We start from the raw sequence: 22,363 nt of genomic DNA on the forward strand, positions 1-22,363 counted from the left end.
GGGCGGGGGTTCCTATATTACGGTCGCGGCGGTCCATCGGTTCGGCCTGATCGGTTAACGGGCTGTTGGACCGCGACTTTAGTGTCCCAGCTTGACCGGCACAAGACCGCGCGGCGGTTCTATCCCTTGCGACGGTTCGGCACAGGACCACCTTAGGGCACGTCTTCCACGCAAGGGCGGAACAGCGCATATGACCACCACCAATTCCCCGACCATCCAGCCCTTGACGATTCTGCTGGCGGCTCCCCGCGGCTTCTGCGCCGGCGTGGATCGGGCGATCCAGATCGTCGAGACGGCGCTGGACCGTTTCGGGGCGCCGGTTTATGTCCGGCACGAGATCGTCCACAACCGATTCGTGGTCGAAAGCCTGGAAGCCAAGGGCGCCGTCTTCGTCGATGAACTGACCGAGGTGCCGGACGGCCGCCCGGTGGTGTTCTCCGCCCATGGCGTGCCGAAATCGGTGCCGCAGGCGGCGGAGGCGCGCGGCCTGTTCTATCTCGACGCCACCTGTCCGCTCGTCAGCAAGGTCCACCGCGAGGCCGAACGCCATTTCGAGGACGGCCGCCAGATCGTGCTGATCGGCCATGCCGGACACCCGGAGGTGATCGGCACCATGGGCCAGCTGCCCGAGGGGGCCGTCGTGCTGGTGGAGAGTGTGGCCGACGTCGCCAAGCTGGAGGTCCGGGATCCGGAGAACCTCGCCTACGCCACCCAGACCACGCTGTCGGTGGACGAGACGACGGAGATCCTGGCCGCGCTCCAGGCCCGCTTCCCCGCCATCGCCGGGCCGAAGAAGGAGGACATCTGCTATGCCACCACCAACCGTCAGGCGGCGGTGAAGGCCATCGCGCCGAAGGTGGACGCGCTGCTGGTTCTCGGCGCGCCGAACTCGTCGAACTCCAAGCGCCTGGTCGAGGTGGCGAAGCTCCATGGCTGCCCGGCCGCCCAGCTGGTCCAGCGCGCCGCCGAGATCGACTGGAGCGCACTGGCCGGCGTCGGGCGGCTCGGCATCACCGCCGGCGCGTCGGCCCCGGAAGTGCTGGTGGAGGAGGTCATCGAAGCCGCCCGCGCGCGATTCGACGTGACGGTGGAGGAACTGCGCACGGCCACCGAGAACATCGTCTTCAAGCTGCCGCGCGCGTTATCGGTGGAGCGGGAGACGGTTTGAGAGGCGGCAATACCGCGATTGCGAGGTTAGTCCCCCCACCTTGCTCCTCCCCCGCCCGGCGGGGGAGGAGACAAGTGCCGATGGGAAAAACTCGCGGCAGTTCTTCACGCCCCCGCCGCCACAGCCAACAGTCCGTCCACATCCACCACGCTCTCCAGCCGATCCGCGACCGCGTCGAGCGCGCGCTCCACCGCCACCCCATAGGCCAAATCCGACCCGCCGCCCATCGCCCGCAGATAGGCCGCTCGAAAGCCGTCGGCCCCGAAAAGCCCGTGCAGGTAGCAGCCGGCGACCCTGCCATCCGCCGATTCCGCGCCGTCGGTCACGCCGCCCGCAAGCTCCAGCATCGGCCGCGCCCGGTCAGGCCCCTCGGTCCGCCCCATGTGCATCTCGTAACCCGCCACCGCCGCGCCGGTACGGCGCTCCCGGCCTTGGGCTTCCTCCAGCACCTTCGGGCCTTTCAGCACCGTCTCGACATCCAGCAGGCCAAGCCCCGCGGCCTCGCCCGCCGGTCCTTCGATGCCCTCGGGATCGGCGATGCGCCGCCCCAGCATCTGGTATCCGCCGCAGATCCCCAACACCCGCCCGCCACGCCGCCAGTGAGCCAGCAGGTCGATGTCCCAGCCCTGCGCCCGCAAGAAGGCAAGGTCGGCGATGGTCGCCTTGGTGCCGGGCAGGATCACCAGATCGGCATCGCCCGGCAGCGGCCGGCCCGGACGCACCATGGTCAGCGCGACGCCGGGTTCCTGCGCCAGCGGATCGAAATCGTCGAAATTGGCGATCCGCGACAGCATCGGCACGGCCACGCGCAACGCCCCGTCGCCCGCGCTACGCGGCCGGTCGAGCGCAACCGCATCCTCCGCCGGCAGGGTCGCCGCCTCCGGCAGCCAGGGCACCACGCCGAACCCGCGCCAGCCGGTGTGGCTCTCGATGATCCGCAGCCCTTCATCGAACAGGCGAACATCACCGCGGAACTTGTTGATAAGAAAGCCCTTGATCCGCTCCTGTTCAGATTCTGGTAGAAGTGCGTGGGTGCCGACCAGACTGGCGATCACGCCGCCGCGGTCGATGTCGCCGACCAGCAGCACCGGCACGTCGGCGGCGGTCGCGAAGCCCATGTTGGCGATGTCGCCGGCCCGCAGATTGACCTCGGCCGGGCTGCCGGCGCCCTCCACAACCACAATGTCGGCGTCCGACCGTAGCCGCTCGAAGCTGTCCAGCACGGTGCCCAGCAGTTCGCGCTTGCGGGCCTGATAGTCGGCGGCGCGCGCGGTTCCCACCACCACGCCGCGCACCACCACCTGGGCGCCGACGTCCGACTGCGGCTTCAGCAGCACCGGGTTCATATGGACGCTGGGCGCCGCGCCGCAGGCCCGTGCCTGGAGCGCCTGCGCGCGGCCGATCTCGCCGCCGTCCGCAGTGACCGCGGCGTTGTTGGACATGTTCTGCGGCTTGAACGGCCGGACGGTCAGCCCGCGCCGCACCAGCGCCCGGCACAGCCCCGCCACCAGCAGCGACTTGCCGACGTCGGAGCCGGTGCCCTGCAGCATGATCGCCCGAGACCGCATCGCTCAGAACTCGATGCCGGCCTGGGCCTTCACCCCGGCCTCGAACGGGTGCTTCACCAGCGTCATCTCGGTGACGAGGTCGGCGGCGGCGATCAGTTCCGGCCTGGCGTTGCGGCCGGTGATGCAGACATGCAGATCGGGCCGGCGGGCGGCCAGCGTCGCCAGCACCTCGTCCATCGGCAGGTACTCCATGCGCAGCACGATGTTCAACTCGTCCAGCACGATCAGACGGTAACGCGGATCGGCCATCAGTTCCCTGGCCTTGGCCCAGGCGGCTTCGGCGGCGGCGATGTCGCGGGCGCGGTCCTGGGTGTCCCAGGTGAACCCCTCGCCCATCGTGTGGAAATCGACCAGATCCTCGAAACGCTCCAGCGCCACCGTCTCGCCGGTGGACCAGGCGCCCTTGACGAACTGCACCATGCCCACGCGCATGCCGTGGCCGACGGCGCGCATCATCAGGCCGAAGGCCGCGGTCGATTTGCCCTTGCCCTTGCCGGTGTGGACCATCAGCAGGCCCTTCTCCACCGTCTTGGAGGCGAGCGTCCGCTCCTGAAGCGCCTTGCGCCGCTTCATCTTCTCGGCATGGCGGCGGTTCAGTTCCTCGGCGTCGGTCGCGGCGTCCGTCATGCGGGGGTTCCTTTCACGAACATCGGCAGACCGGCGACGGTCAGCACGACGCGCGGCGCAACGGCCGCGATGGATTGGTGCAGGCGGCCGGCATGGTCTCGGAAGCGGCGCGCCAACGCGTTGTCGGGCACGATGCCGAGCCCGACCTCGTTGGAAACCAGGACCACCCGTCCGGGCAGCGTCGGCAGAAGTTCCACCAGCGCAGAGGTTTCGGCGGCGACGTCGGCCTCCGCCATCATAAGGTTGCTCAGCCACAGCGTCAGGCAATCGACCAGCACGCCGGTGCCGGCGGCAGCGTGGCGGCGGAGAGCGCCGGTCAGATCCCGCGGTTCTTCCACCGTCGTCCAATCGGGTCCGCGGTCGTCGCGGTGCCTCGCCACCCGCTCCGCCATCTCCGCGTCCCAGATCTGCGAGGTGGCGATGTAGACGCGCGGCCCGCCCGGCGCCGTCACCAGCCCCTCGGCATAGCGGCTCTTGCCGGAACGGGCGCCGCCCAGCACCAGGGTCAGGTCCGCACCCATTCCCCCGCCGATCCTTCCCGGGGCCGTCATTTCCAGGGCGTCCCGTCGCGGTGGTGGTAGGCGCCGTCGCGCCAAACCATGTCCTCGTCGGAATAATCGATCTCGTCACCGCCGCTGCGGTCGCCGACTTCCAGGTAGCTTGCCGGCCTGTCGCTGCGGTTGATCAGCCGGTGGCCGTCGGCGACGCCATGTGGGAAACCGGCGCACATGCCGGCGGTCAGCAAGGTTTCGCCCGCGTCGGTGACCAGGGTCAATTCGCCCTCCACCACATAGACGAACTCGTCCTGCCGGCTGTGCCAGTGGCGCAGCGCGGACGACGCGCCGGGCGCCAGCCGGGTGAGGTTGACGCCGAAATTCGTGAGCCCCAGAGGATCGCCAAGCGCAACCCGGTGCCGCCCGGCCACCTGCGCCCGGAAGGGCTGCGGGTAGTCGGTGGCGCCGGTGTCTGCTGTCAGGGCGGCTGGATCGATGACCGGCGGATTCGGCACGGGCGGTCTCCGGATTGGCTTTGCGGGTCCGGACTGTCGCAAACCGGGTGGGCTGCGTCAAACGGCGCAAATCCCTCGCCAATTCAGGGCTGCGGATCATGAGTGCAGATCAGGGCTGCGGATCAGGGTTGAAGGGGGCGCGGCTGGACAGGCGCCCCCACGCCCACCATGCTTACCGCACTGCGAAATCACAACCAGCGATCCTATGCCCAGCCTTGAGATCATCAGCCGCCGTCCCGCAGGCACGCCTAAGGCGCCGCCGCTCCTGTTCGTTCACGGTGCCTTCAGCGGCGCCTGGATCTGGGATGCCAAGTTCCTGCCCTGGTTCGCCGCGCACGGGTGGGAGGCGCATGCCGTCTCGCTGCGCGGCCATGGCAACAGCGAGGGGCGCGACCGGCTGCATGGGTTCGGCATCGCCGATTATGTGGAGGACGTGCTGCAGGCGGCCGACGGGCTGTCGGCGCCGCCGGTTCTGATCGGCCACTCCATGGGCGGCATGGTGGTGCAGCGCGCGCTGGCCAGGCGCCGTTTCGCCGGCGGCGTGCTGATGGCGTCGGCCCCGCCCTACGGCCTGTGGTCCTCCACCATGGGGCTGGCCTGGCGGTCGCCCTATGTGTTCCAGCAGATGGCGATGCTGACCAGCTTCGGCGAGAAGGCCATCGACCCGGAAGCGATCCGCCGGGCGATGTTCTCCGACAAGATGCCGCGCGAGGAGGCCGCCAAGTACGAGGCCTATCTGCAGGAGGAGTCGTGCCGGGTGTTGCTGGACATCGGCGGCTGGATCCCCTTCCCCGTGCTGCCGCCGCGCGGCACGCCGCTGATGGTGATGGGTGCGGAGGAGGATCTGCTGTTCCCGCGCGCGGAGGTGATCGCCACCGCCATGATGTTGGGCACCCAGCCGGTGTTCATGCCGGGAATGGGGCACGCGATGATGCTGGAACAGGACTGGCAATCGGTCGCCGGGCGGATCGGGCAATGGGTCTCGGCGACGGTGATGGCGGAGGCGGGCTGAGGGAGAGAGTTGAGGGAGAGGGCTTGAGGGGGCGCATGCGCCCCCTCGCTTCCTTTACGCCGTGGTCGGGTTCGGCATGCCCGGCATCGGCTCGTCGGCCGGCGGCGGGACTTCCGGCAGCACGTCGGGGTTGTCGGGCACCGGATAGGGATCGGGCGTGGTCGGCCGGCCGGGCTGCGGCGGGTTCGGGTTGGAGGGCGGCGGAACCTCGCCGGGGGTCGAAGGATTCTGCTGATCGCTCATTCGGAAACTCCTAGCTCGGGGGGACGGCCCTGGGATAACGCCTCAATCGACCGTCCGTTCAATCGCCCGGCCGCCGGCCTTCACATCCTGTCCGACGCCCTCCACCGTGTTGCAGCCGCTCAGCATGGCCGCCAGCGCCATCAGGAAGGTCAGGATCACCAGTTCACGCGCGGGGAACGGGATCGCGCGGGCGACGGCGCGCTGCCGGCGGTTCTTGGCGTGGTGCATGGCGTCTCTCCGGTGTGAAGGGGGAATGGCTGTCCAGGCGTCGTTCGTCTCTGTTTCTGACAACGGGGCGGCTGCTGCTTGGTTCCGCGTATGCCTCTCCGGCCATGCAGGGAATGCAACGGTCCTTTCGAGGCCCTTGAAAACCTTGACGCGGTACGCCCACCGGGCAAGATGACCGGCTTTTGCGCAGCCTGCCCGCTTTCCGGCCAGCCGGTACGGTCCGGCGGCACGGCCAAGGCCGCATTCCCTATGCCGACACAGGTTCCACCATGAGCACCGCCACCCTGCCCACGCCCGAGCCGTTGCGCGCGCGCCTCGCCGTCCACATCGGCGAACTGCTGCGGCTGGCGGCGCCGGTCATCATCTCCCGCACCGGGCTGATGGTGATGATGGCGGTCGATACGGCCATCGTCGGCCGGTATTCGGCGCAGGAACTGGCCTATTACGGGCTGGCCCATCTGCCGGCCAACATCATGGTCGGCACCGGCGTCGGCCTGCTGATGGGCACGGTGATGATCACCGCCCACGCCTTCGGCGCCGGCAACGATGCGGAGTGCGGGCGGTCATGGCGCCGCTCGATCCCCTATGCGTTGCTGCTGGGGGTGCTGTTCGCGCTGCTCTCCCTGCTGGGCGATCCGCTGTTCCAGGCGGGCGGCCAGACGCCGGACATGGCGGCGGGCGGCGCCCATGTCCTGGCGGTGCTCGGCCTCGGCGCGCCCGGCATGATGCTGTACATCACCACCGGCTTTTTCCTGGAGGGCATCAAGCGGCCGTTGCCGGGCATGGTCGCCATGGTGATCGGCAACATCGTCAACGCGGCGCTCGCCTGGGCGCTCGTCTGGGGCCATCTCGGGCTGGAACCGCTGGGCGCGGTCGGCTCGGCCTGGGCGACCACCATCGTGCGCTGGGGCATGGGGCTGAGCCTGGTCGCCTATGTCTGGTGGATGCGCGACCATGACCGCTGGCAGGTCCGCCTGCCGGTGTCCGACTGGTGGCGCGGCGCGGCGCGGCAGCGCCATCTCGGCTATGCCGCCGGGCTCAGCATCGGGGTGGAGAGCGGCGCCTTCGCCGCGCTCGGCCTGTTCGCCGGCATGATCTCCCCGCTGGCGCTGGCCGCCTACACGATCGGCCTGAACCTGACCGCCCTGCCCTTCATGGCGGCGGTCGGGCTGGCCTCGGCGACGGCGGTGCGGGTGGGCGTGGCCTATGGCCGCGGCGACCGCAGCGACATGGTGCTGGCGGGCTGGACCGGCCTCGGCGTGACCAGCGCCATCCTGGCCTGCGTCGGCATCCTCTACCGCAGCCTGCCCGAGGCGCTGGGCACCATCTACACCAACGACCCCGAGCTGCTGGCGGCGGTGGTGCCGCTGATCGCCTTCACCGCCTGGGTCCTGATCGCCGACGGCGGCCAGACGGTGATGGCGAACGCGCTGCGCGGCCGGCATGACGCCTGGGTTCCGACCGCGCTGCATTTCTTTTCCTATGCGGTGGTGATGATACCGGTGTCGGCATTCCTCGCTTTCGGTCTCGGCCACGGCGTCCGAGGGCTTTTCGAGGGAATCCTGATCGCCAGCCTGGTATCGGTGACGATCCTGTCCCTGCGATTCGCCCGTTTGAGCCGGCGCTGAGCCGGCTTTCCGGCCCCGAATCATTGTGTGCAATTGCGAGAGTTGCTATATTTCTTGGGCAAAACCTTCGGCCCGCAAGGCCAGTGACTGCCGCGGATTCCTGTAGCGGCGGCGCATTCGAAGAATGAGTGTCCTGCTTGAGCAATACGCCCCTTCCTCCCGCCTCCGACATCGCGCCGATCAACATCGAAGACGAGATGCGGAAATCGTATCTCGACTACGCGATGAGCGTGATCGTGAGCCGTGCCCTGCCCGACGTCCGCGACGGGCTGAAGCCGGTGCACCGGCGCATCCTCTACGCGATGAAGGAGGGCGGGTACGACTCGACCAAGCCCTATAAGAAGTCGGCGCGCATCGTCGGCGACGTGATGGGTAAATACCACCCGCACGGCGACAGCGCGATCTACGACGCCATGGTCCGCATGGCGCAGGACTTCTCCATGCGCCTGCCGCTGATCGACGGCCAGGGCAATTTCGGTTCGATGGACGGCGACCCGCCGGCGGCCATGCGCTACACCGAGGCGCGTCTGGCCAAGGCGGCGGAAGCGCTGCTCGACGACATCGACAAGGACACCATCGATTTCCAGGCCAGCTACGACGATTCGGGCCGCGAGCCCACGGTCGTCCCGGCGCGCTTCCCCAACCTGCTGGTGAACGGCGCCGGCGGCATCGCCGTCGGCATGGCGACCAACATCCCGACCCACAATCTGGGCGAGGTGATCGACGCCTGCTGCGCCTACATCGACAACCCCGACATCACGCTCGAAGAGTTGATGGAGCATGTGCCCGGTCCCGATTTCCCGACGGGCGGCCTGATCCTCGGCCGGTCGGGCAGCCGGGCGGCGCTGCAGACCGGGCGCGGCTCGATCATCCTGCGCGCCAAGACGCATTTCGAGGAGGTGCGCAAGGACCGCACCGCCATCGTCGCGACCGAGATTCCCTATCAGGTCAACAAGGCCAAGCTGATGGAACGCATCGGCGAGGTCGTGAACGACAAGATCATCGAGGGCATCTCCGACCTGCGCGACGAATCCGACCGCGACGGCGTGCGCGTGGTGATCGAGCTGAAGCGCGACGCGGTTCCCGACGTGGTGCTGGCCCAGCTGTTCCGCCATACCCAGCTCCAGACCTCCTTCGGCGTCAACATGCTGGCTCTGAACGGCGGCCGTCCGGAGCTGATGAATCTCCTGCAGATCATCACCGCCTTCATCCGCTTCCGCGAACAGGTCATCACCCGCCGGACCGAGTTCCTGCTGGGCAAGGCCCGCGAGCGGGCGCACACCTTGGTCGGTCTGGCGGTCGCCGTCGCCAACCTGGATGCGATGATCGAGCTGATCCGCAGCGCCCCCGATCCGGTCTGGGCGCGCGAGGAGATGATGAACCGCGAATGGCCGGTCCATGACGTCGGCCCGCTGATCGAGCTGATCGACGAACCGGGCCGCGGCGTCAGCCCGCAGAACACCTACCGCCTGTCGGAAGTCCAGGCCCGCGCCATCCTCGACCTGCGTCTGCACCGCCTGACCGGGCTGGAGCGCGACAGGATCGGCGCCGAGCTGACCGACGTCACCGACCAGATCGCCGATTTCCTCGCCACGCTCGCCAACCGGCCGAAGCTGATGGGGATCCTGCGCGACGAGCTGGTGGAGATGAAGGAGCGGTTCGGCAACCCGCGCCGCACCGAGATCCAGGATCTGGAGTTCGAGGCCGACATCGAGGACCTGATCCAGCGCGAGGACATGGTCGTCACCGTCAGCCAGTCCGGCTATGTGAAGCGGGTGCCGCTGTCGACCTACCGGGCGCAGAAGCGCGGCGGCAAGGGCCGCGCCGGCATGTCGATGAAGGCGGAGGATGCGGTCAGCGACCTGTTCGTCGCCAACACCCACACGCCGCTGCTGCTCTTCTCGAACCGCGGCATGGTCTACAAGCTGAAGGTCTACCGCCTGCCGCTGGGCAACCCGCAGGCGCGCGGCAAGGCCTTCGTCAACCTGCTGCCGCTGATCGACGGGGAGACCATCACCACCGTCCTGCCGCTGCCGGAGGACGAGGCCGCCTGGTCCGATCTGCACGTCGTCTTCGCCACGTCGAAGGGCAACGTGCGCCGCAACCGCATGTCCGACTTCGCCAACATCCGCTCCAACGGCCTGATCGCCATGAAGCTGGAGGAGGAAGGCGAGCGGCTGATCGGCGTCCACACCTGCTCCGAGGCCGAACACGACGTCCTTCTGGCGACCCGCGGCGGCAAGTGCATCCGCTTCCCGGTCGACGACGTGCGCGTCTTCGCCGGCCGCACCTCCACCGGCGTCCGCGGCATCAAGCTGGCCGACGGGGACGAGGTGGTGTCGCTGTCGATCCTGACCCATGTCGACGCCACGCCCGAGGAACGCGCCGCCTTCTTCAAGATGAAGCGCGACGAAGGGCTGGAGATGGAGGGCGAGGCCGCGCCGGAAGCCGACGACGTGCCGGCGGACAGCGTCACCCTGACGCAGGAGCGGTACGAAGAACTGAAACAGAAGGAACAGTATATTCTGACCGTCTCCGACCGCGGCTATGGCAAGCGCAGCTCGTCCTACGAGTATCGCATCGCCGGTCGCGGGGGCCAGGGCATCTGGAACATGGAGATGGGCGAGCGCAACGGGTCCATCGTCGCCGCCTTCCCGGTCGAATCGAACCATCAGGTGATGATGGTGACCAACGGCGGCCAGGTGATCCGCATGCCCCTGCACGACGTGCGGGTGGCCGGCCGGAAGACGCTGGGCGTCACGCTGTTCCGCGTGGGGGCGGAAGAGCGGGTGGTCTCCGTCGCCACCATCGCCGAGGAAGAGGGCGAGAACGGCATGGATGCGGGCGTTGAGACTGGCGATGACGCCAACGGTTCGGTCGAGTCCGGCGGTGATGCCGGCAGCTCCGCCGCGCCGAACGAGTAACGGAAGGGCGTAAGGGGGAACTTCCATGGCGACCAGCCAGACCGAGACCAGCAAGGCGCGTCGAATCGGTGTCTATCCCGGCACCTTCGATCCGATCACCAACGGTCACATGGACATCATCCAGCGCGCCGCCCGTCAGGTCGACCACCTGATCATCGGCGTCGCCCGGAATGCCGGCAAGGGGCCGCTCTACTCCACGGACGAGCGGGTCGCCATGGTTCGCGAGGACGTGGCCGCGCTGAACGCCGCCGGGGCCAGCATCGAGGTGCGGGCGTTCGACAATCTGCTGATGCATTTCGCCATCGAGATGGACGCCAGGGTCATCATCCGCGGGCTGCGCGCCGTCTCGGACTTCGAATACGAGTTCCAGATGGCGGGCATGAACGCGCGGCTGAACCCGAAGGTCGAGACGATCTTCCTGATGTCGTCGGAGAAGCACCAGTTCATCTCCTCCCGCTTCGTGAAGGAGATCGGGCGCTTGGGCGGCGACATCCGCCACTTCGTCTCGGCCCGTGTCGCCGAACGGCTGGCCGAACGCTTCGCGCTGGAGGCCGGCAACGGCGCCACCCCGACGACCAATCAGACCTGACCCCGAAACCATGGGCTTGATGAGCGGGCTGGATCGCAAAATCCTGCATTTTCTATCAAGCCCATGGTTGACCTTTCAGGCGCGTCTTTCTATGGTGCGCCCACTTCCGGCGGGGGCCAGTTTCCCACCGCCGCGCTGGATGATCCGGTAGCTCAGTCGGTAGAGCACGTGACTTTTAATCATGTGGCCGTGGGTTCGAATCCCACCCGGATCACCATTCTTTCCAAGGCTTCCAGCTTCCCCCAAGGACCGCCACGACGGTCCTTTTCGGTTATGGGGCACATTCCAGGGCACCGGATTCCGGTGGTGCCGATCCTATTAAGAGACTAACTGCGCCCCTCGCCCGCAACGGGATCATCGGCTCCATCCTGGTGGCGATGTTGGCCGTCGGCGTGCCGGAATTTGAGCGGATCAGGGTACGGTGACGCACCCATCTCTTGCGGGACGCACGCAAAGAAAAAGCCCCGCCGGAGCGGGGCTTTTTCCTGTTCTGCATCGGCTTGCCGAGATGGCGACCCCAGCTGGATTCGAACCAGCGACCTGCCGCTTAGAAGGCGGCTGCTCTATCCAACTGAGCTATGGGGCCTTATCTCGGATCCCGAACTCCGCCGGTCAGAAGCGCGGACGGTCGGTGCGGAAATTGTCGGCGTAGTTGCGCGGGCGAACGCGGCGGACCGGCGCTTCCTGAACGGTGTAGTTCCAGCCCTCGCGCTCCGCGAACGCAATCGCCTCTTCCTTCGTCTCGAAGGACAGGCGCACCTGGTTCAGCGTGTCGCCGGAGCTTGTCCAGCCCATCAGGGGCTCCGGACGGCGCGGGGTCTCGATCTCGTAATCCAGCATCCAACGGTGAGTCTTGGCCCGGCCGGACTGCATGGCCGTCTTGCTCGGCTGATAGATCCGGACGTTCATGGCTTGCTCGTCTCCCCAATGCTGCGGTTACGTCCTGGCGCACATGGCTTGGACGCGGTTTTGTTCCTCGGCGATGGTCGGGGCGCCCGGATTCGAACCGGGGGCCTCCAGTACCCAAAACTGGCGCGCTGACCAGACTGCGCTACGCCCCGTCGCCGCGATGTGAGATACACGAACGCCACGCCTACGGCAAGCGGACGGCGCATCGCTTTCACGCTTTCTCCATCCCGCCTGCTAGACCCGGCCTCCAATGCGGCGTTCGGTCGCTAAACTCCATCCCCTCAACACATTTCCCCTTCAACAGATTTCCGGATCCATTCGTTGCCGTCGCTCACCCCTGCCCCGCTCGCCGTCGCCCTCTTCCTGCCCGACCTGGGCGACCGGCCGGGCCGGCGGGTGGCGGTCGACCTCGCCCATCGCCTGCTTCGCGCCGGAGCGGCGGTGGATGTCGTCGCGCCGATGGGCGGCGGCCCCTTGCGCGCGGCGCTCGATCCCGCCATCGGCCAGATCGACCTCGCCAAACGGCACGCCGCGACCTCCGTCCTGGCGCTGGCGCGGGTGGTTGCAGAACGGCAGCACGGGCTGCTCGCCGCACCGCGGGAGGCGGGATGGATCGCCCGCGCGGCGCTGTGGCTGGCGCGCAGCGATGCACCGATGGTGGCGCTGGCCGGCGACGCGGCGGCGGACTTCGCGGCTATTCGTGCCGCAGCGCCTCGATGGGATTGAGAAGCGCTGCCCGCCGCGCCGGGTAGAGGCCGAAGAAGACGCCGATCAATCCGCTGACCACCACCGCCAGCACCACCGAATCGATCTGGATCAGCGTCGGCCAGCCGGCAAGGGCAGCCACCCCCATTGCCGTCGCGATCCCCAGCGCCACCCCCACCGTGGCGCCGATCAGGGACAGGGTGGTCGATTCGATCAGGAACTGGACCAGGATGTCGCGCCGCCGCGCCCCGATGGCGAGCCGCAGCCCGATCTCCCGCGTGCGCTCGGTCACCGACACCAGCATGATGTTCATGATCCCGATCCCGCCGACCAGCAGCGACACCGCCGCCACCGCCGCCAGCAGGAAGGACAGGGCGCGCGACGAGGCGTCGCGGGTCGCCGACACCTCCGACAGGTCGCGCATCCAGAAATCGTCGTCCTGACCGGGGATCAGCCGGTGACGCTGGCGCAGCAGGTCGCGGATCTGGGCCTGCGCCTTCGCCATGTCGGCGCCGTCCCGCATCTTCACCACCATGGTGTGGATGAAGCGCGGGTTGCTCTTCGCCATGCCCGGAATGTTGCGCTTGGCGGTGGACAGCGGAACGAAGATGACGTCGTCCTGGTCCTGCCCCTGGGTGTTCTGACCCTTCTCCGCCAGCACGCCGACGACGGTCAGCGGCGTGGAAAAGACGCGGACCGGCTCGCCGATGGGATCGCCGCCGCCGAAGAGGTTGCGCACCACCGTCTGGCCCAGCACGACCACCTTGTTGGCCTGCGCCACATCCTCGTCCGACAAGCCCCGGCCGGTCGCCACGGTCCAGTCCCGGGCGTCCATATAGTCGGGCGTGATGCCGAACAGCACCGTGCCCCAATTCTGGTTTCCGGCGACGATCTGCAGACCCCAGCGCACCGAAGGCGCCGTCACCACGACGCCGGGGATCTCGGTGAGCACGGCCAGCGCGTCGTCCTCCGTCAGGGTGGATGCGGTGCCGGCGCCCAGCTTCACCCCGCTGCGGACGATGCTGCCCTGCCCCACCATGATCAGATTGGTGCCGAGGCTGGCGATCTGGCGCAGCACCTGATCCCTTGCGCCGGCCCCGACCGCGACCATGGCGATCACCGCGGCGACACCGATGACGATGCCCAGCATGGTCAGCGCACTGCGCAACGGATTGGCCCGCAGCGAATCGAGCGCCGCGCGCAGGGCATCCCATGCCGTCATGCCGCCGCCTCCGGCTCCCGGCGCAGGTCGTCGATCAGCCGGCCGTCGCGGAACTGCAGGACACGGGCGGCAAAGCGCGCCACCTCCGGCTCGTGGGTGACCAGCACCACGGTGATGCCGCGGCGATTCAGCCGCTGGAACAGGGCGATGATCTCCAGGCTGGTGGCGGTGTCGAGCGCCCCCGTCGGCTCGTCGGCCAGAAGCAGGAGCGGGTCGTTGACCAGGGCGCGGGCGATGGCCACGCGCTGCTGCTGGCCGCCGGAAAGCTGGGTCGGCCGATGCCCCGCCCGCTCCCGCAAGCCAACCGCGTCGAGGGTCGCCAGTGCCCGCTCCACCCGCTCGGCATGACCGACGCCGGCATAGACCATCGGCAGCATGACATTGGCGAGCGCCGTCTGCCGCGGCAGCAGGTTGAAGGATTGGAAGACGAAGCCGATGCTGCGGTTCCGCACCGCCGCCAGCGCATCGGAGGAGAGACCGGCGACCTCCCGCCCGTCCAGGCGGTAACGGCCGGCATCGGGACGGTCCAGGCATCCCAGCAGGTTCATGAAGGTGGATTTGCCGGAGCCGGACGGACCCATAACGGCCACGAACTCGCCGCGCCCGATGGAGACGGTGACGTCGTCCAGCGCATGGACGGTCTGCGGTCCCATGCGGTAGCGGCGGGATAGATTCTCCACGGCGATCAGCGGCGCCCGATGTTCCCTCTCCCCGTCCGGGATAGGGCTGGGGTGAGGGGGCGGCACGGCGAGGGAATCGTATTCAGAAGCCAAGGCGCGGTCCCCGGCGGGTGTCGCGATCGGGGGAAAGGATGGCGGTGATGACCTCCTGCCCGGCGCGCAACTCACCTGACACGACTTCGGTAAAGCTGCCATCACCGATGCCGAGTCGGACCGGCACGCCGACCGGGCTGCCGTTGCCGGGACCGGGCACCCAGACGGTGCGCATCGCCTCCGCCGCCAGGCCGGGCTCCACCAGCGCATCGAAGCGCTCACGCTGCGCCGGCTCCAGCAGTGCGGCCATCCGTTCCAGGGTCGCCGACCTGATGGCGTTCGCCTCGACCCGGCGGCGCTCGGGATCACCGCCTTCGGCGTCCAGCGCGGTGAAACGCTCGCGCGCCTCGGCGACCAGGGCGGAGATGTCGCGGCGCTTGCCCTCGTCCAGCTTCAGCCCGTCCATCACCCGCTTGGCCGAGGCCTCCAGAGCCGCGGCGCCGCGGCCGCCGTTCGGGCCGCCGGTGGTGGAGGCCGGCGCCTCACCCGGCAACTCGGCGCCCGGCGGGCGAAAGCGCAGGGCGGCGTTGGGCAGCTTCACCGCCGAGGGACGCTCGTCCACCGTGATGCGCAGGTTGGCGGTCATGCCCGGCAACAGCCGCAAATCCGGGTTCTCGACGGTGATGACGACGATGTAGGTGACGACGGTCAGATCCTCCTTCGGCGCCAGCCGCACCTGGGCCACCCGGCCGGTGAAGCTGTCGCCGGGGAAGGCGTTCACGGTGAAGCGCACCGGCATGCCTTCGCGCACCCGGCCGATGTCGGCCTCGTCGATGTTGGCCAGCACCTCCATCTGCCGCAGATCCTGGGCGATGGTGAACAGGGTGGGAGCGGACAGGCTGGCCGCCACGGTTTGTCCGGTGCTGACCGCGCGGTTCACCACCACCCCGTCGATGGGGGAGCGGATGACGGAGCGGTTCAGGTCGACGCGGACCAATTGCAGGGCGGCCTCGCGCTGGGCCACCTGGGCGCGGGCGACCTCCACCTGGGCGGCGGCGACGGCGAGCGAGGCGTTGGCGGAGGATTCCGCCGCCTCGGCCTGCCGCTTCTGCGCACGGGCGGCGACCAGCTGGGCCTGGGCGCTGTGAGCGGCGGTTTCCGCCTTTTCGAGGTCTGTTGCGGCCACCACCCCGCGGCCCTGCAGGTCGCGCCGGCGCCGCAGATCCCGCTCCGCATCGCGCTGGGCAAGGTCGGCACGCAGGATCTGGGCGTCGGCATTGGCGACGCTGGCTTGGGCGCTGGCGAGGTCGGCCTGCGCCTTGTCATGCAAGGCCTGTTGTTGGATGAGCCCCGCCTTGGCGGAATCGACGTCGGCGCCGGCCTGGGCCAGCCTTGCGGCGAGCTGGTCGCCGTTCAGGCGGGCGAGGATCTGGCCGCTGGTGACGCGGCTGTTGAAATCGGCGTAGAGCTCGGCGATCTGGCCGGAGAGCTGCGAGCTGACCTCCACTGTCACCAGGGCGCTCATGGTGCCGGTGGCGGTGATGGCGCTGACCAGGGGGCCCTGTTCGACCCGGGCCAGCCGGTAGGACGGTCCCGGCTCGGCGCGCGCAAGCATGACATAAGCGGACAGGCCGGCCGCGGCGCAGAGCGCCACCCCGACCATGATCACCGCCCGCCTGCCCGCTCCACTCGCCATGCATGCCCTCCGCGCCGCACCCCGCCCGATCAATCTGGGGGGAGTTTAAGCGAAAGCCATGGGCGGGGACCGTCTTTCCGCATAAAGCGGACTGCAATCCGCCTTGGACCGCGACGGCGGCCCCGGCCGCTCATGCGGCCGAAGCCCGACTGGCGAATGAGGTCATAGAAATCTAAAGCGAATGCAAATTCGCTCTAGGGCTTCGCGATGTCGGGCGACACCACGCGGTCGCCGGGACGGATGCCCAAGCGCGCAGCCATGCCGCCATTCAACTCCAGGATGGCCTTGACCGGGCCGTCGGAACTGACGGAGTCCAGCGATCCCGGCACCGCGCGCTCGTGGATGTTCACGATGCGGCCGTCGGAGGCGATGAACAGCATGTCCAGCGGGATCAGGGTGTTCTTCATCCAGAAGCTGGCCGGCTGCTCACGGTCGTAGACGAACAGCATTCCGGCGTCGGCCGGCATCGATTGGCGGAACATCAGGCCCTGTGCCTGCTGGCCCGGGGTCAGGGCCAATTCGACGTTGAAGCGGAACTTGCCGCCGCCCGCCGTCTCGACGGTCAGCTTGGACTTCTGGAAGGTCTCCAGAGCCGCCGCCGGAAGGGCGGCCACCAGCAGCAGGAGCGCCATGACGGCACCCCGAAAACCCCGACCGAACATCATGCACGTTCCCTCATGCTCGCCCGCGAAGGTCTGAAGCGGAAGAGGCGCCAGTCAACCACGACGCCCCTTCCCTGCCAAACTAAGACTTCGCCAGACGGTCGAAGGCCTGCAGCTTCGCCAGAAGTGCCGGCATGTCCTTCAACGGGACCATGTTGGGGCCGTCGCTGGGCGCGCAGTCCGGGTTCTCGTGCGTCTCCATGAAGACGGCGGCGACGCCGACCGCGATGGCCGCACGCGCCAGCACCGGCACGAATTCGCGCTGCCCGCCCGAGGTGGTGCCCTGCCCGCCGGGCTGCTGGACGGAGTGGGTGGCGTCGAACACCACCGGGAAGCCGGTTTCGGCCATGATCGGCAGGGCGCGCATGTCCGACACCAGCGTGTTGTAGCCGAAGCTGACGCCGCGCTCGCACAGCAGCACGCGCTCGTTGCCGGAGGCGACCAGCTTGGCGGCGACATTCTTCATGTCCCACGGCGCCAGGAACTGGCCCTTCTTGACGTTCACCGCCCGGCCGGTCACCGCGGCGGCGATCAGCAGGTCGGTCTGGCGGCAGAGGAAGGCCGGGATCTGCAGCACGTCCACCGTCTCGGCGACGGGGGCGCACTGGGTCGATTCATGCACGTCGGTGATGACGGGGCAGCCGAAGCGCTCGCGGATTTCCGCGAAGATCGGCAGGGCCTTGTCCATGCCCAGGCCGCGCGCGGTGGTGATGGAGGTGCGGTTGGCCTTGTCGAAGCTCGACTTGTAGATCAGCCCCATGCCCAGCGCCCTGGTCATCTCCACCAGCGCGGACGCGGTCTCCAGCGCATGGTCGCGGCTCTCCATCTGGCAGGGGCCGGCGATCAGGACGAAGGGGCGGTCGTTGGCAATGGTCAGGTCGCCGATCTGGACGGCGCGCGGCGTGGTCATCGGAGTGCTCCAAAACGAAAACGGGCGAATCGGCGCCCGTGGGCCTTTGCATCCCATTAAATGGAGGGATGGTCAATGGCGGGCGGCACCTCGGGCTGCAAGCCACTCAGCCGCCCGCCGAATGGCCCCCTAACCTTCCCCGCCGAGGGGGAGTTTAGGGGGCCGGGACATTCAGGAAGCTATCGCCTCACCCCAGATGCGTCCGGAAGAACTCCACCGTCAGGCGGTTCGCCTCTTCGGCCGCATCCGCGTCGTAATGCTCGCCGCCCAGCCGGGCGAAGGCGTGGTCCATGCCGGGATAGACCTTGGCGGTCACCCACTTGTTGTCCTTCACCCCGGCCAGCAGGGCGTCGCGCTTGTCAGGGCTGGAGAACTTGTCCTTCTCGGCGATATGCAGAAGCAGCGGTTTGCCGATCTTGCCGGCCTCGCCCAGCAGCCCTTCCAGCCCGACGCCGTAATAGCCGACATTGGCGTCCGAATCCGACCGCTCCGCCATCAGGAAGGCCAGCCGGCCGCCCAGGCAATAGCCGACGCTGCCGGCCTTGCCGGTGCAGCCCTTCTGTCCCCGCACCCAGGCGAGCGTTGCCTTCAGATCCTCGACGGCCTTGTCCTGGTCCATGCCGTTCATCAGGGCGAAAGCCTGGTTCCACTCGGCTTCGGTCTTGTCGGTCAACTGTACGTCCGGCTGCTGGCGCCAGAACAGGTCGGGGCACACCGCGAGGAAGCCCTGCGAGGCGTACCAGTCGCACAACTCGCGCATCACCGCGTTGACGCCGAAGATCTCCTGGATCACCACCAGCCCGCCGGCCGGAGTAACCTTGGGCTCGGCGGCATAAGCCGAGAAGCGGCCGCCATCGGCGGCATCGATCATCACCTCGGACATGGCGTTCTTATCCTCCCGTTGCCAATCCGACCCTGATATGGAGCGGACTCGGCTCCGGTCACCCCGCCTTTCGTCAGAACCCGACGCCGACGGCGACGAAACCGTCATGCTCGCGGCAGTTCTCGCCGCCTGAATGCGTAGGATAACGGACATGGAAACGCCCCGCCTTTTGGGGGCGGGGCGGTATTCAAGTGCAAAATCCCAAACGTCGCCGCTTCTTCCCCGACCCTCCCGCGCTCTCGGCCGGCAAAAGGCCGGTCCGTATCTTGGGGAGGGTCAGGGAGGGGCAGATACGTCCTCAGACCAACCGGCTCTGGTCGATCGCCGCCTTGATGAAGGAGGTGAACAGTGGGTGCGGCTCGAAGGGCTTGGACTTCAGTTCCGGGTGGAACTGCACGCCGATGAACCAGGGATGGTCGGGGATCTCGACGATCTCCGGCAGTTCCCCGTCCGGCGACAGGCCGCTGAACTTCATGCCGCAGCGCTCCAGACTCTCCTTGTAGTACACGTTCACCTCATAGCGGTGACGGTGCCGTTCGGAGATGTCGGTGGTGCCATAGACCTCGGCGACCTTGCTGCCTTCCAGCAGCTTGGCCGGGTAGGCGCCCAGGCGCATGGTGCCGCCCAAGTCGCCGGCCTCGCCGCGGCGCTCCAGCGTGTTGCCGCGCATCCACTCCGTCATCAGGCCGACGACCGGGTTGCCCGGCTTGCCCAGCTCGGTGGATCCGGCATCGGCGATCTTCGCCATGTTGCGGGCGGCTTCGATCACTGCCATCTGCATGCCGAAGCAGATGCCGAAATAGGGCACCTTGCGCTCGCGGGCGAATTTGGCCGCACGGATCTTGCCTTCCGTCCCGCGCGAGCCGAAGCCGCCCGGAACCAGGATGCCGTGGACGTTCTCCAGCCGCTTCACCGCCGCGTCGTCATCCTCGAAGATCTCCGAATCGATCCAGTCGAGGTTGACCTTGACGTTGTTGGCGATGCCGCCGTGGGTCAGCGCCTCGGCCAGCGACTTGTAGCTGTCGAGCAGGCTGATGTACTTGCCGACCACCGCGATGGTGACCTCGCCCTGCGGCTTGCGCACCCGCTCCATGATGCGGGTCCAGCGCGACAGGTCCGGCTCCTTGTCGACCGGCAGGCCGAAATAGCTCAGCACCTGGGTGTCGAACCCTTCCTCGTGGTAGCTGATCGGCACCTGATAGATCGAATCGACGTCGAGCGCCGCGATCACCCGCTCCGGGCGGATGTTGCAGAACAGCGCGATCTTCTTGCGCTCGTTCTCCGGGATCGGACGGTCGGCGCGGCACAGCAGGATGTTGGCCTGGATGCCGACGCTCAGCAGCTCCTTCACCGAATGCTGGGTCGGCTTGGTCTTCAGCTCGCCGGCGGTCGGGATGTAGGGCAGCAGGGTCAGGTGGATGTAGAGGACATTCTCCTGACCGACCTCGTTGCCGAACTGGCGGATCGCCTCCAGGAAGGGCAGCGACTCGATGTCGCCCACCGTGCCGCCGATCTCGATCAGGACGAAGTCCTCGTCGGTGGCGTCGGCGCGGATGAACTCCTTGATCTCGTCGGTGATGTGCGGAATGACCTGGACGGTGCCGCCCAGGTAATCGCCGCGACGCTCCTTCGCGATCACGGTGGAATAGATGCGGCCGGTGGTGATGTTGTCGCCCTTGCGGGCCGACACGCCGGTAAAGCGCTCGTAATGGCCGAGATCCAGGTCCGTCTCAGCCCCGTCGTCGGTCACGAAGACCTCGCCGTGCTGGTAGGGGCTCATCGTTCCGGGGTCGACGTTCAGGTACGGGTCCAGCTTGCGCAGGCGCACCTTGTAGCCGCGCGCCTGGAGAAGCGCCCCAAGCGCCGCCGACGCCAGACCTTTGCCCAGCGAAGAAACGACGCCACCGGTGATGAAGATGTAGCGAGTCATGTCCGTCCGAAGAGCTTGAGAGCTGTTCCATGTCCCCGTGGGGGACGGATTGCCGATGTCCCCAGAGGGGACGGAATTGTCCTGGTCCCCCAGAGGGGACGGAATAGTCCTTCTCCCCAAAGGGAAGGGAATGTCCGCCTCCCCATAGGGGAGAGATGTTCAACGTCCCCCGAAGGGTCGCCGCCGAGACATGGCGTCGCGAACGTCGGCCCTCAAAAGAAAGAGGCGGCTTCGGGGAGGCCGCCTCGCTGTTCGCTCGTACCCGTGCGCTGCTGGGATGGACCCTTTACTGGGCCACCGGCGGCGCGGGTTGGGCCGGAGCGGCAGGCTGCGCCGGGGCGGCCGGAGCGTTCGACTGCGACGGAGCCGCGGGAGCGGGAGCCGTCGGCAGGCTGTCGATGATCGACGTCGGGCGGGAATGCCCGCCGGCCAGGATCGCCAGCAAGATGCTGGTGGCGAAGAAGCAGGCCGCCAGGATGGCGGTGGTCCGCGTCAGCAGATTGGCCGTTCCACGGGTGCTCATCATGCCGCCCATGGTGCCGCCGCCGATACCGAGCCCGCCGCCTTCCGACCGCTGGATCAGGATCACGCCGACCAGTCCGATGGCGATCAGCAGGTGAATTACCAGAATCACCGATTCCATGCGATGCTCACCCCACACCCATCCCAAAAATCGAATAGCGCGCCACAGGCCGTCTTATGGGCCCGTGGCGCGCGCCCATTGTTTGTACCGCGGAGCCGCGCGATATGCCAGCGCCAAAATACCTAGGCCGTATCCTTTGGCGGCATGGCTGGCACCGTATGGTGCCATGTCGCATGCGACCGGGGTATCAGCGGCAGGCGGTGGCGATGGCCCAGAAGTCGTCGGCCTTCAGCGACGCGCCGCCGACCAGCGCGCCGTCGACATTGTCCACCGCCATCAACTCCGCCGCGTTGCCCGGCTTGACCGAGCCGCCGTAGAGGATGCGCACCTTGTCCGGATCGGCGATCTTGCCGGCCAGCTCGGCCCGGATATGGGCATGCATGGCCTTCACGTCGTCCGGAGTCGCGGTCTTGCCGGTGCCGATGGCCCAGACCGGCTCATAGGCGATGACGGTGTTCCCGGCATTCGCACCGGCGGGGATGGAACCGGCGAGCTGGCCCAACACCACGGCGTTCGCCTGGCCGGAATCGCGCTGCGCCTCGGTCTCGCCGACGCAGATGATGGCGACCAGACCCTCCTTATGGGCGGCGGCGGCCTTGGCGTTGACCACGGCGTCGCTCTCGCCATGGTCGGCTCGGCGCTCGGAATGGCCGAGGATGACGAAGCGGCAGCCGGCGTCCTTCAGCATGGTCGGGGCCACGTCGCCGGTGTGGGCGCCGGAGGTCTTCGGCGCGCAATCCTGGCCGCCCAGCGCCAGCGGGCTGTCGGCGATCGCCTCCCCCACCGGGAACAGCAACGGGAAGGGCGGGCAGACCAGCATGTCGAAGGCGACCGGTCCGGCGCCCTTCAGCCGCCCGGCGAGGTCGGAGGCGAGTTCCAGCCCGTCGGCCTTCAACCCGTTCATCTTCCAGTTTCCGGCGATCAGCTTCCGGCGTGCGGTCATGGTCGTTTCCTTCTTGTCTCGGCTTTATATGGGAGCTTGTGGAACGTTCTTGGCCTCTCGTGACCACAGCCCATAGCAAGCCTGCCGCCGAATTTCCACCCGCCCGACCGGCGCATCCGCCCGCGCTGGCCTTAAGGGACATCGTGTGGCA

At 68.0% G+C, this 22,363-nt stretch carries 22 protein-coding genes and 3 tRNA genes; 7 read left to right on the forward strand and 18 right to left on the reverse strand.

The genetic code is table 11. The annotated features are described in order from the left end of the window. The first annotated feature begins 190 nt into the window (after window positions 1-190). Window positions 191-1,168 carry a 4-hydroxy-3-methylbut-2-enyl diphosphate reductase gene (gene ispH / locus DM194_RS05065; protein WP_111066223.1) on the forward strand — a complete coding sequence of 326 codons (978 nt, stop codon included), beginning with the start codon at window positions 191-193 and terminating at the stop codon, window positions 1,166-1,168. Between the two features lie 104 nt (window positions 1,169-1,272). Here ispH and DM194_RS05070 read toward each other — a convergent pair whose 3' ends face one another. From DM194_RS05070 to DM194_RS05085, 4 genes are read right to left on the reverse strand one after another with little or no spacing between them, the layout of a single operon-like run. Next, window positions 1,273-2,736, reverse strand: coding sequence for a cobyric acid synthase (locus DM194_RS05070; RefSeq protein ID WP_111066224.1), 1,464 nt, complete (start codon window positions 2,734-2,736; stop codon window positions 1,273-1,275). A 3-nt stretch (window positions 2,737-2,739) separates the two neighbouring features. Next, window positions 2,740-3,363 (reverse strand): cob(I)yrinic acid a,c-diamide adenosyltransferase, encoded by a 624-nt coding sequence (gene cobO / locus DM194_RS05075; RefSeq protein ID WP_111066225.1) that lies wholly within the window; start codon window positions 3,361-3,363, stop codon window positions 2,740-2,742. Next, window positions 3,360-3,884 carry a bifunctional adenosylcobinamide kinase/adenosylcobinamide-phosphate guanylyltransferase gene (cobU, locus tag DM194_RS05080; protein ID WP_111066226.1) on the reverse strand — a complete coding sequence of 175 codons (525 nt, stop codon included), beginning with the start codon at window positions 3,882-3,884 and terminating at the stop codon, window positions 3,360-3,362. Before cobU ends, cobO begins: the two co-directional genes overlap by 4 nt. A gap of 26 nt (window positions 3,885-3,910) precedes the next feature. Continuing rightward, the gene (locus tag DM194_RS05085) at window positions 3,911-4,372 is read right to left on the reverse strand and encodes a cupin domain-containing protein (RefSeq protein ID WP_111066227.1); all 462 of its coding nucleotides are present in this window, start codon (window positions 4,370-4,372) and stop codon (window positions 3,911-3,913) included. Window positions 4,373-4,577: 205 nt separating this feature from the next. Between DM194_RS05085 and DM194_RS05090 the strand changes: the two genes are divergently transcribed. After that, window positions 4,578-5,384, forward strand: a complete 807-nt coding sequence (locus DM194_RS05090) for an alpha/beta hydrolase (protein WP_111066228.1) — start codon at window positions 4,578-4,580, stop codon at window positions 5,382-5,384. Window positions 5,385-5,438: 54 nt separating this feature from the next. On the opposite strand, the gene DM194_RS05095 is transcribed toward DM194_RS05090, so the two are convergent. Both DM194_RS05095 and DM194_RS05100 read right to left on the reverse strand, forming a co-directional pair. Next, on the reverse strand, window positions 5,439-5,627 hold the full coding sequence (locus DM194_RS05095) for a hypothetical protein (protein ID WP_111066229.1): 189 nt from the start codon (window positions 5,625-5,627) through the stop codon (window positions 5,439-5,441). A gap of 42 nt (window positions 5,628-5,669) precedes the next feature. After that, the gene (locus DM194_RS05100) at window positions 5,670-5,855 is read right to left on the reverse strand and encodes an entericidin A/B family lipoprotein (protein WP_111066230.1); all 186 of its coding nucleotides are present in this window, start codon (window positions 5,853-5,855) and stop codon (window positions 5,670-5,672) included. A gap of 269 nt (window positions 5,856-6,124) precedes the next feature. Between DM194_RS05100 and DM194_RS05105 the strand changes: the two genes are divergently transcribed. The 4 genes from DM194_RS05105 to DM194_RS05120 all read left to right on the forward strand — a co-directional run bounded on the left by DM194_RS05105 (window position 6,125) and on the right by DM194_RS05120 (window position 11,213). After that, window positions 6,125-7,483: an MATE family efflux transporter gene (locus tag DM194_RS05105; protein ID WP_111066231.1), complete on the forward strand. Its 1,359-nt coding sequence runs from the start codon at window positions 6,125-6,127 to the stop codon at window positions 7,481-7,483. Between the two features lie 137 nt (window positions 7,484-7,620). Beyond that, window positions 7,621-10,407, forward strand: a complete 2,787-nt coding sequence (gene gyrA / locus DM194_RS05110) for a DNA gyrase subunit A (protein ID WP_111066232.1) — start codon at window positions 7,621-7,623, stop codon at window positions 10,405-10,407. Between the two features lie 25 nt (window positions 10,408-10,432). Then, window positions 10,433-10,996 (forward strand): pantetheine-phosphate adenylyltransferase, encoded by a 564-nt coding sequence (coaD, locus tag DM194_RS05115; RefSeq protein ID WP_111066233.1) that lies wholly within the window; start codon window positions 10,433-10,435, stop codon window positions 10,994-10,996. Between the two features lie 141 nt (window positions 10,997-11,137). After that, a tRNA-Lys gene (locus tag DM194_RS05120) sits at window positions 11,138-11,213 on the forward strand. Between the two features lie 292 nt (window positions 11,214-11,505). Here DM194_RS05120 and DM194_RS05125 read toward each other — a convergent pair. The 3 genes from DM194_RS05125 to DM194_RS05135 all read right to left on the reverse strand — a co-directional run bounded on the left by DM194_RS05125 (window position 11,506) and on the right by DM194_RS05135 (window position 12,057). After that, window positions 11,506-11,582 (reverse strand) — tRNA-Arg (locus DM194_RS05125). A gap of 26 nt (window positions 11,583-11,608) precedes the next feature. Next, window positions 11,609-11,905 (reverse strand): ETC complex I subunit, encoded by a 297-nt coding sequence (locus DM194_RS05130; RefSeq protein WP_014247573.1) that lies wholly within the window; start codon window positions 11,903-11,905, stop codon window positions 11,609-11,611. 74 nt (window positions 11,906-11,979) lie between these two features. Next, a tRNA-Pro gene (locus DM194_RS05135) sits at window positions 11,980-12,057 on the reverse strand. 169 nt (window positions 12,058-12,226) lie between these two features. Between DM194_RS05135 and DM194_RS05140 the strand changes: the two genes are divergently transcribed. After that, window positions 12,227-12,631: a hypothetical protein gene (locus tag DM194_RS05140; protein ID WP_111066234.1), complete on the forward strand. Its 405-nt coding sequence runs from the start codon at window positions 12,227-12,229 to the stop codon at window positions 12,629-12,631. Here DM194_RS05140 and DM194_RS05145 read toward each other — a convergent pair. The 9 genes from DM194_RS05145 to tpiA form a co-directional block, all read right to left on the reverse strand. Further along, window positions 12,600-13,832, reverse strand: coding sequence for an ABC transporter permease (locus DM194_RS05145; protein ID WP_111066235.1), 1,233 nt, complete (start codon window positions 13,830-13,832; stop codon window positions 12,600-12,602). The genes DM194_RS05140 and DM194_RS05145 overlap by 32 nt on opposite strands. Further along, complete coding sequence (locus DM194_RS05150) at window positions 13,829-14,605, reverse strand: ABC transporter ATP-binding protein (protein ID WP_281280300.1); 777 nt, start codon at window positions 14,603-14,605, stop codon at window positions 13,829-13,831. Before DM194_RS05150 ends, DM194_RS05145 begins: the two co-directional genes overlap by 4 nt. Further along, window positions 14,595-16,241 carry an efflux RND transporter periplasmic adaptor subunit gene (locus DM194_RS05155; RefSeq protein ID WP_111066237.1) on the reverse strand — a complete coding sequence of 549 codons (1,647 nt, stop codon included), beginning with the start codon at window positions 16,239-16,241 and terminating at the stop codon, window positions 14,595-14,597. Before DM194_RS05155 ends, DM194_RS05150 begins: the two co-directional genes overlap by 11 nt. A gap of 194 nt (window positions 16,242-16,435) precedes the next feature. After that, window positions 16,436-16,873 (reverse strand): DUF192 domain-containing protein, encoded by a 438-nt coding sequence (locus DM194_RS05160; protein WP_246024294.1) that lies wholly within the window; start codon window positions 16,871-16,873, stop codon window positions 16,436-16,438. Window positions 16,874-16,985: 112 nt separating this feature from the next. Next, window positions 16,986-17,813 (reverse strand): 3-deoxy-8-phosphooctulonate synthase, encoded by an 828-nt coding sequence (gene kdsA / locus DM194_RS05165; protein ID WP_111066238.1) that lies wholly within the window; start codon window positions 17,811-17,813, stop codon window positions 16,986-16,988. Window positions 17,814-18,000: 187 nt separating this feature from the next. Then, window positions 18,001-18,696, reverse strand: coding sequence for a dienelactone hydrolase family protein (locus tag DM194_RS05170; protein WP_111066239.1), 696 nt, complete (start codon window positions 18,694-18,696; stop codon window positions 18,001-18,003). A gap of 298 nt (window positions 18,697-18,994) precedes the next feature. After that, window positions 18,995-20,626, reverse strand: coding sequence for a CTP synthase (locus DM194_RS05175; RefSeq protein ID WP_111066240.1), 1,632 nt, complete (start codon window positions 20,624-20,626; stop codon window positions 18,995-18,997). 286 nt (window positions 20,627-20,912) lie between these two features. Next, window positions 20,913-21,269, reverse strand: coding sequence for a preprotein translocase subunit SecG (secG, locus tag DM194_RS05180; protein WP_111066241.1), 357 nt, complete (start codon window positions 21,267-21,269; stop codon window positions 20,913-20,915). A 187-nt stretch (window positions 21,270-21,456) separates the two neighbouring features. Then, window positions 21,457-22,212, reverse strand: coding sequence for a triose-phosphate isomerase (gene tpiA / locus DM194_RS05185; RefSeq protein WP_111066242.1), 756 nt, complete (start codon window positions 22,210-22,212; stop codon window positions 21,457-21,459). Window positions 22,213-22,363 lie beyond the last annotated feature (151 nt).

The sequence above is a fragment of the Azospirillum ramasamyi genome, assembly GCF_003233655.1.
GTDB lineage: Bacteria > Pseudomonadota > Alphaproteobacteria > Azospirillales > Azospirillaceae > Azospirillum > Azospirillum ramasamyi.

Coding starts and splice junctions, on each gene's coding strand:
- ispH (WP_111066223.1), top strand. CDS start 191: ATGACCACCACCAATTCCCCGACCATCCAGCCCTTGACGATTCTGCTG.
- DM194_RS05070 (WP_111066224.1), bottom strand. CDS start 2,736: ATGCGGTCTCGGGCGATCATGCTGCAGGGCACCGGCTCCGACGTCGGC.
- cobO (WP_111066225.1), bottom strand. CDS start 3,363: ATGACGGACGCCGCGACCGACGCCGAGGAACTGAACCGCCGCCATGCC.
- cobU (WP_111066226.1), bottom strand. CDS start 3,884: ATGGGTGCGGACCTGACCCTGGTGCTGGGCGGCGCCCGTTCCGGCAAG.
- DM194_RS05090 (WP_111066228.1), top strand. CDS start 4,578: ATGCCCAGCCTTGAGATCATCAGCCGCCGTCCCGCAGGCACGCCTAAG.
- DM194_RS05095 (WP_111066229.1), bottom strand. CDS start 5,627: ATGAGCGATCAGCAGAATCCTTCGACCCCCGGCGAGGTTCCGCCGCCC.
- DM194_RS05100 (WP_111066230.1), bottom strand. CDS start 5,855: ATGCACCACGCCAAGAACCGCCGGCAGCGCGCCGTCGCCCGCGCGATC.
- DM194_RS05105 (WP_111066231.1), top strand. CDS start 6,125: ATGAGCACCGCCACCCTGCCCACGCCCGAGCCGTTGCGCGCGCGCCTC.
- coaD (WP_111066233.1), top strand. CDS start 10,433: ATGGCGACCAGCCAGACCGAGACCAGCAAGGCGCGTCGAATCGGTGTC.
- DM194_RS05130 (WP_014247573.1), bottom strand. CDS start 11,905: ATGAACGTCCGGATCTATCAGCCGAGCAAGACGGCCATGCAGTCCGGC.
- DM194_RS05145 (WP_111066235.1), bottom strand. CDS start 13,832: ATGACGGCATGGGATGCCCTGCGCGCGGCGCTCGATTCGCTGCGGGCC.
- DM194_RS05155 (WP_111066237.1), bottom strand. CDS start 16,241: ATGGCGAGTGGAGCGGGCAGGCGGGCGGTGATCATGGTCGGGGTGGCG.
- DM194_RS05160 (WP_246024294.1), bottom strand. CDS start 16,873: ATGGCGCTCCTGCTGCTGGTGGCCGCCCTTCCGGCGGCGGCTCTGGAG.
- kdsA (WP_111066238.1), bottom strand. CDS start 17,813: ATGACCACGCCGCGCGCCGTCCAGATCGGCGACCTGACCATTGCCAAC.
- DM194_RS05170 (WP_111066239.1), bottom strand. CDS start 18,696: ATGTCCGAGGTGATGATCGATGCCGCCGATGGCGGCCGCTTCTCGGCT.
- DM194_RS05175 (WP_111066240.1), bottom strand. CDS start 20,626: ATGACTCGCTACATCTTCATCACCGGTGGCGTCGTTTCTTCGCTGGGC.
- secG (WP_111066241.1), bottom strand. CDS start 21,269: ATGGAATCGGTGATTCTGGTAATTCACCTGCTGATCGCCATCGGACTG.
- tpiA (WP_111066242.1), bottom strand. CDS start 22,212: ATGACCGCACGCCGGAAGCTGATCGCCGGAAACTGGAAGATGAACGGG.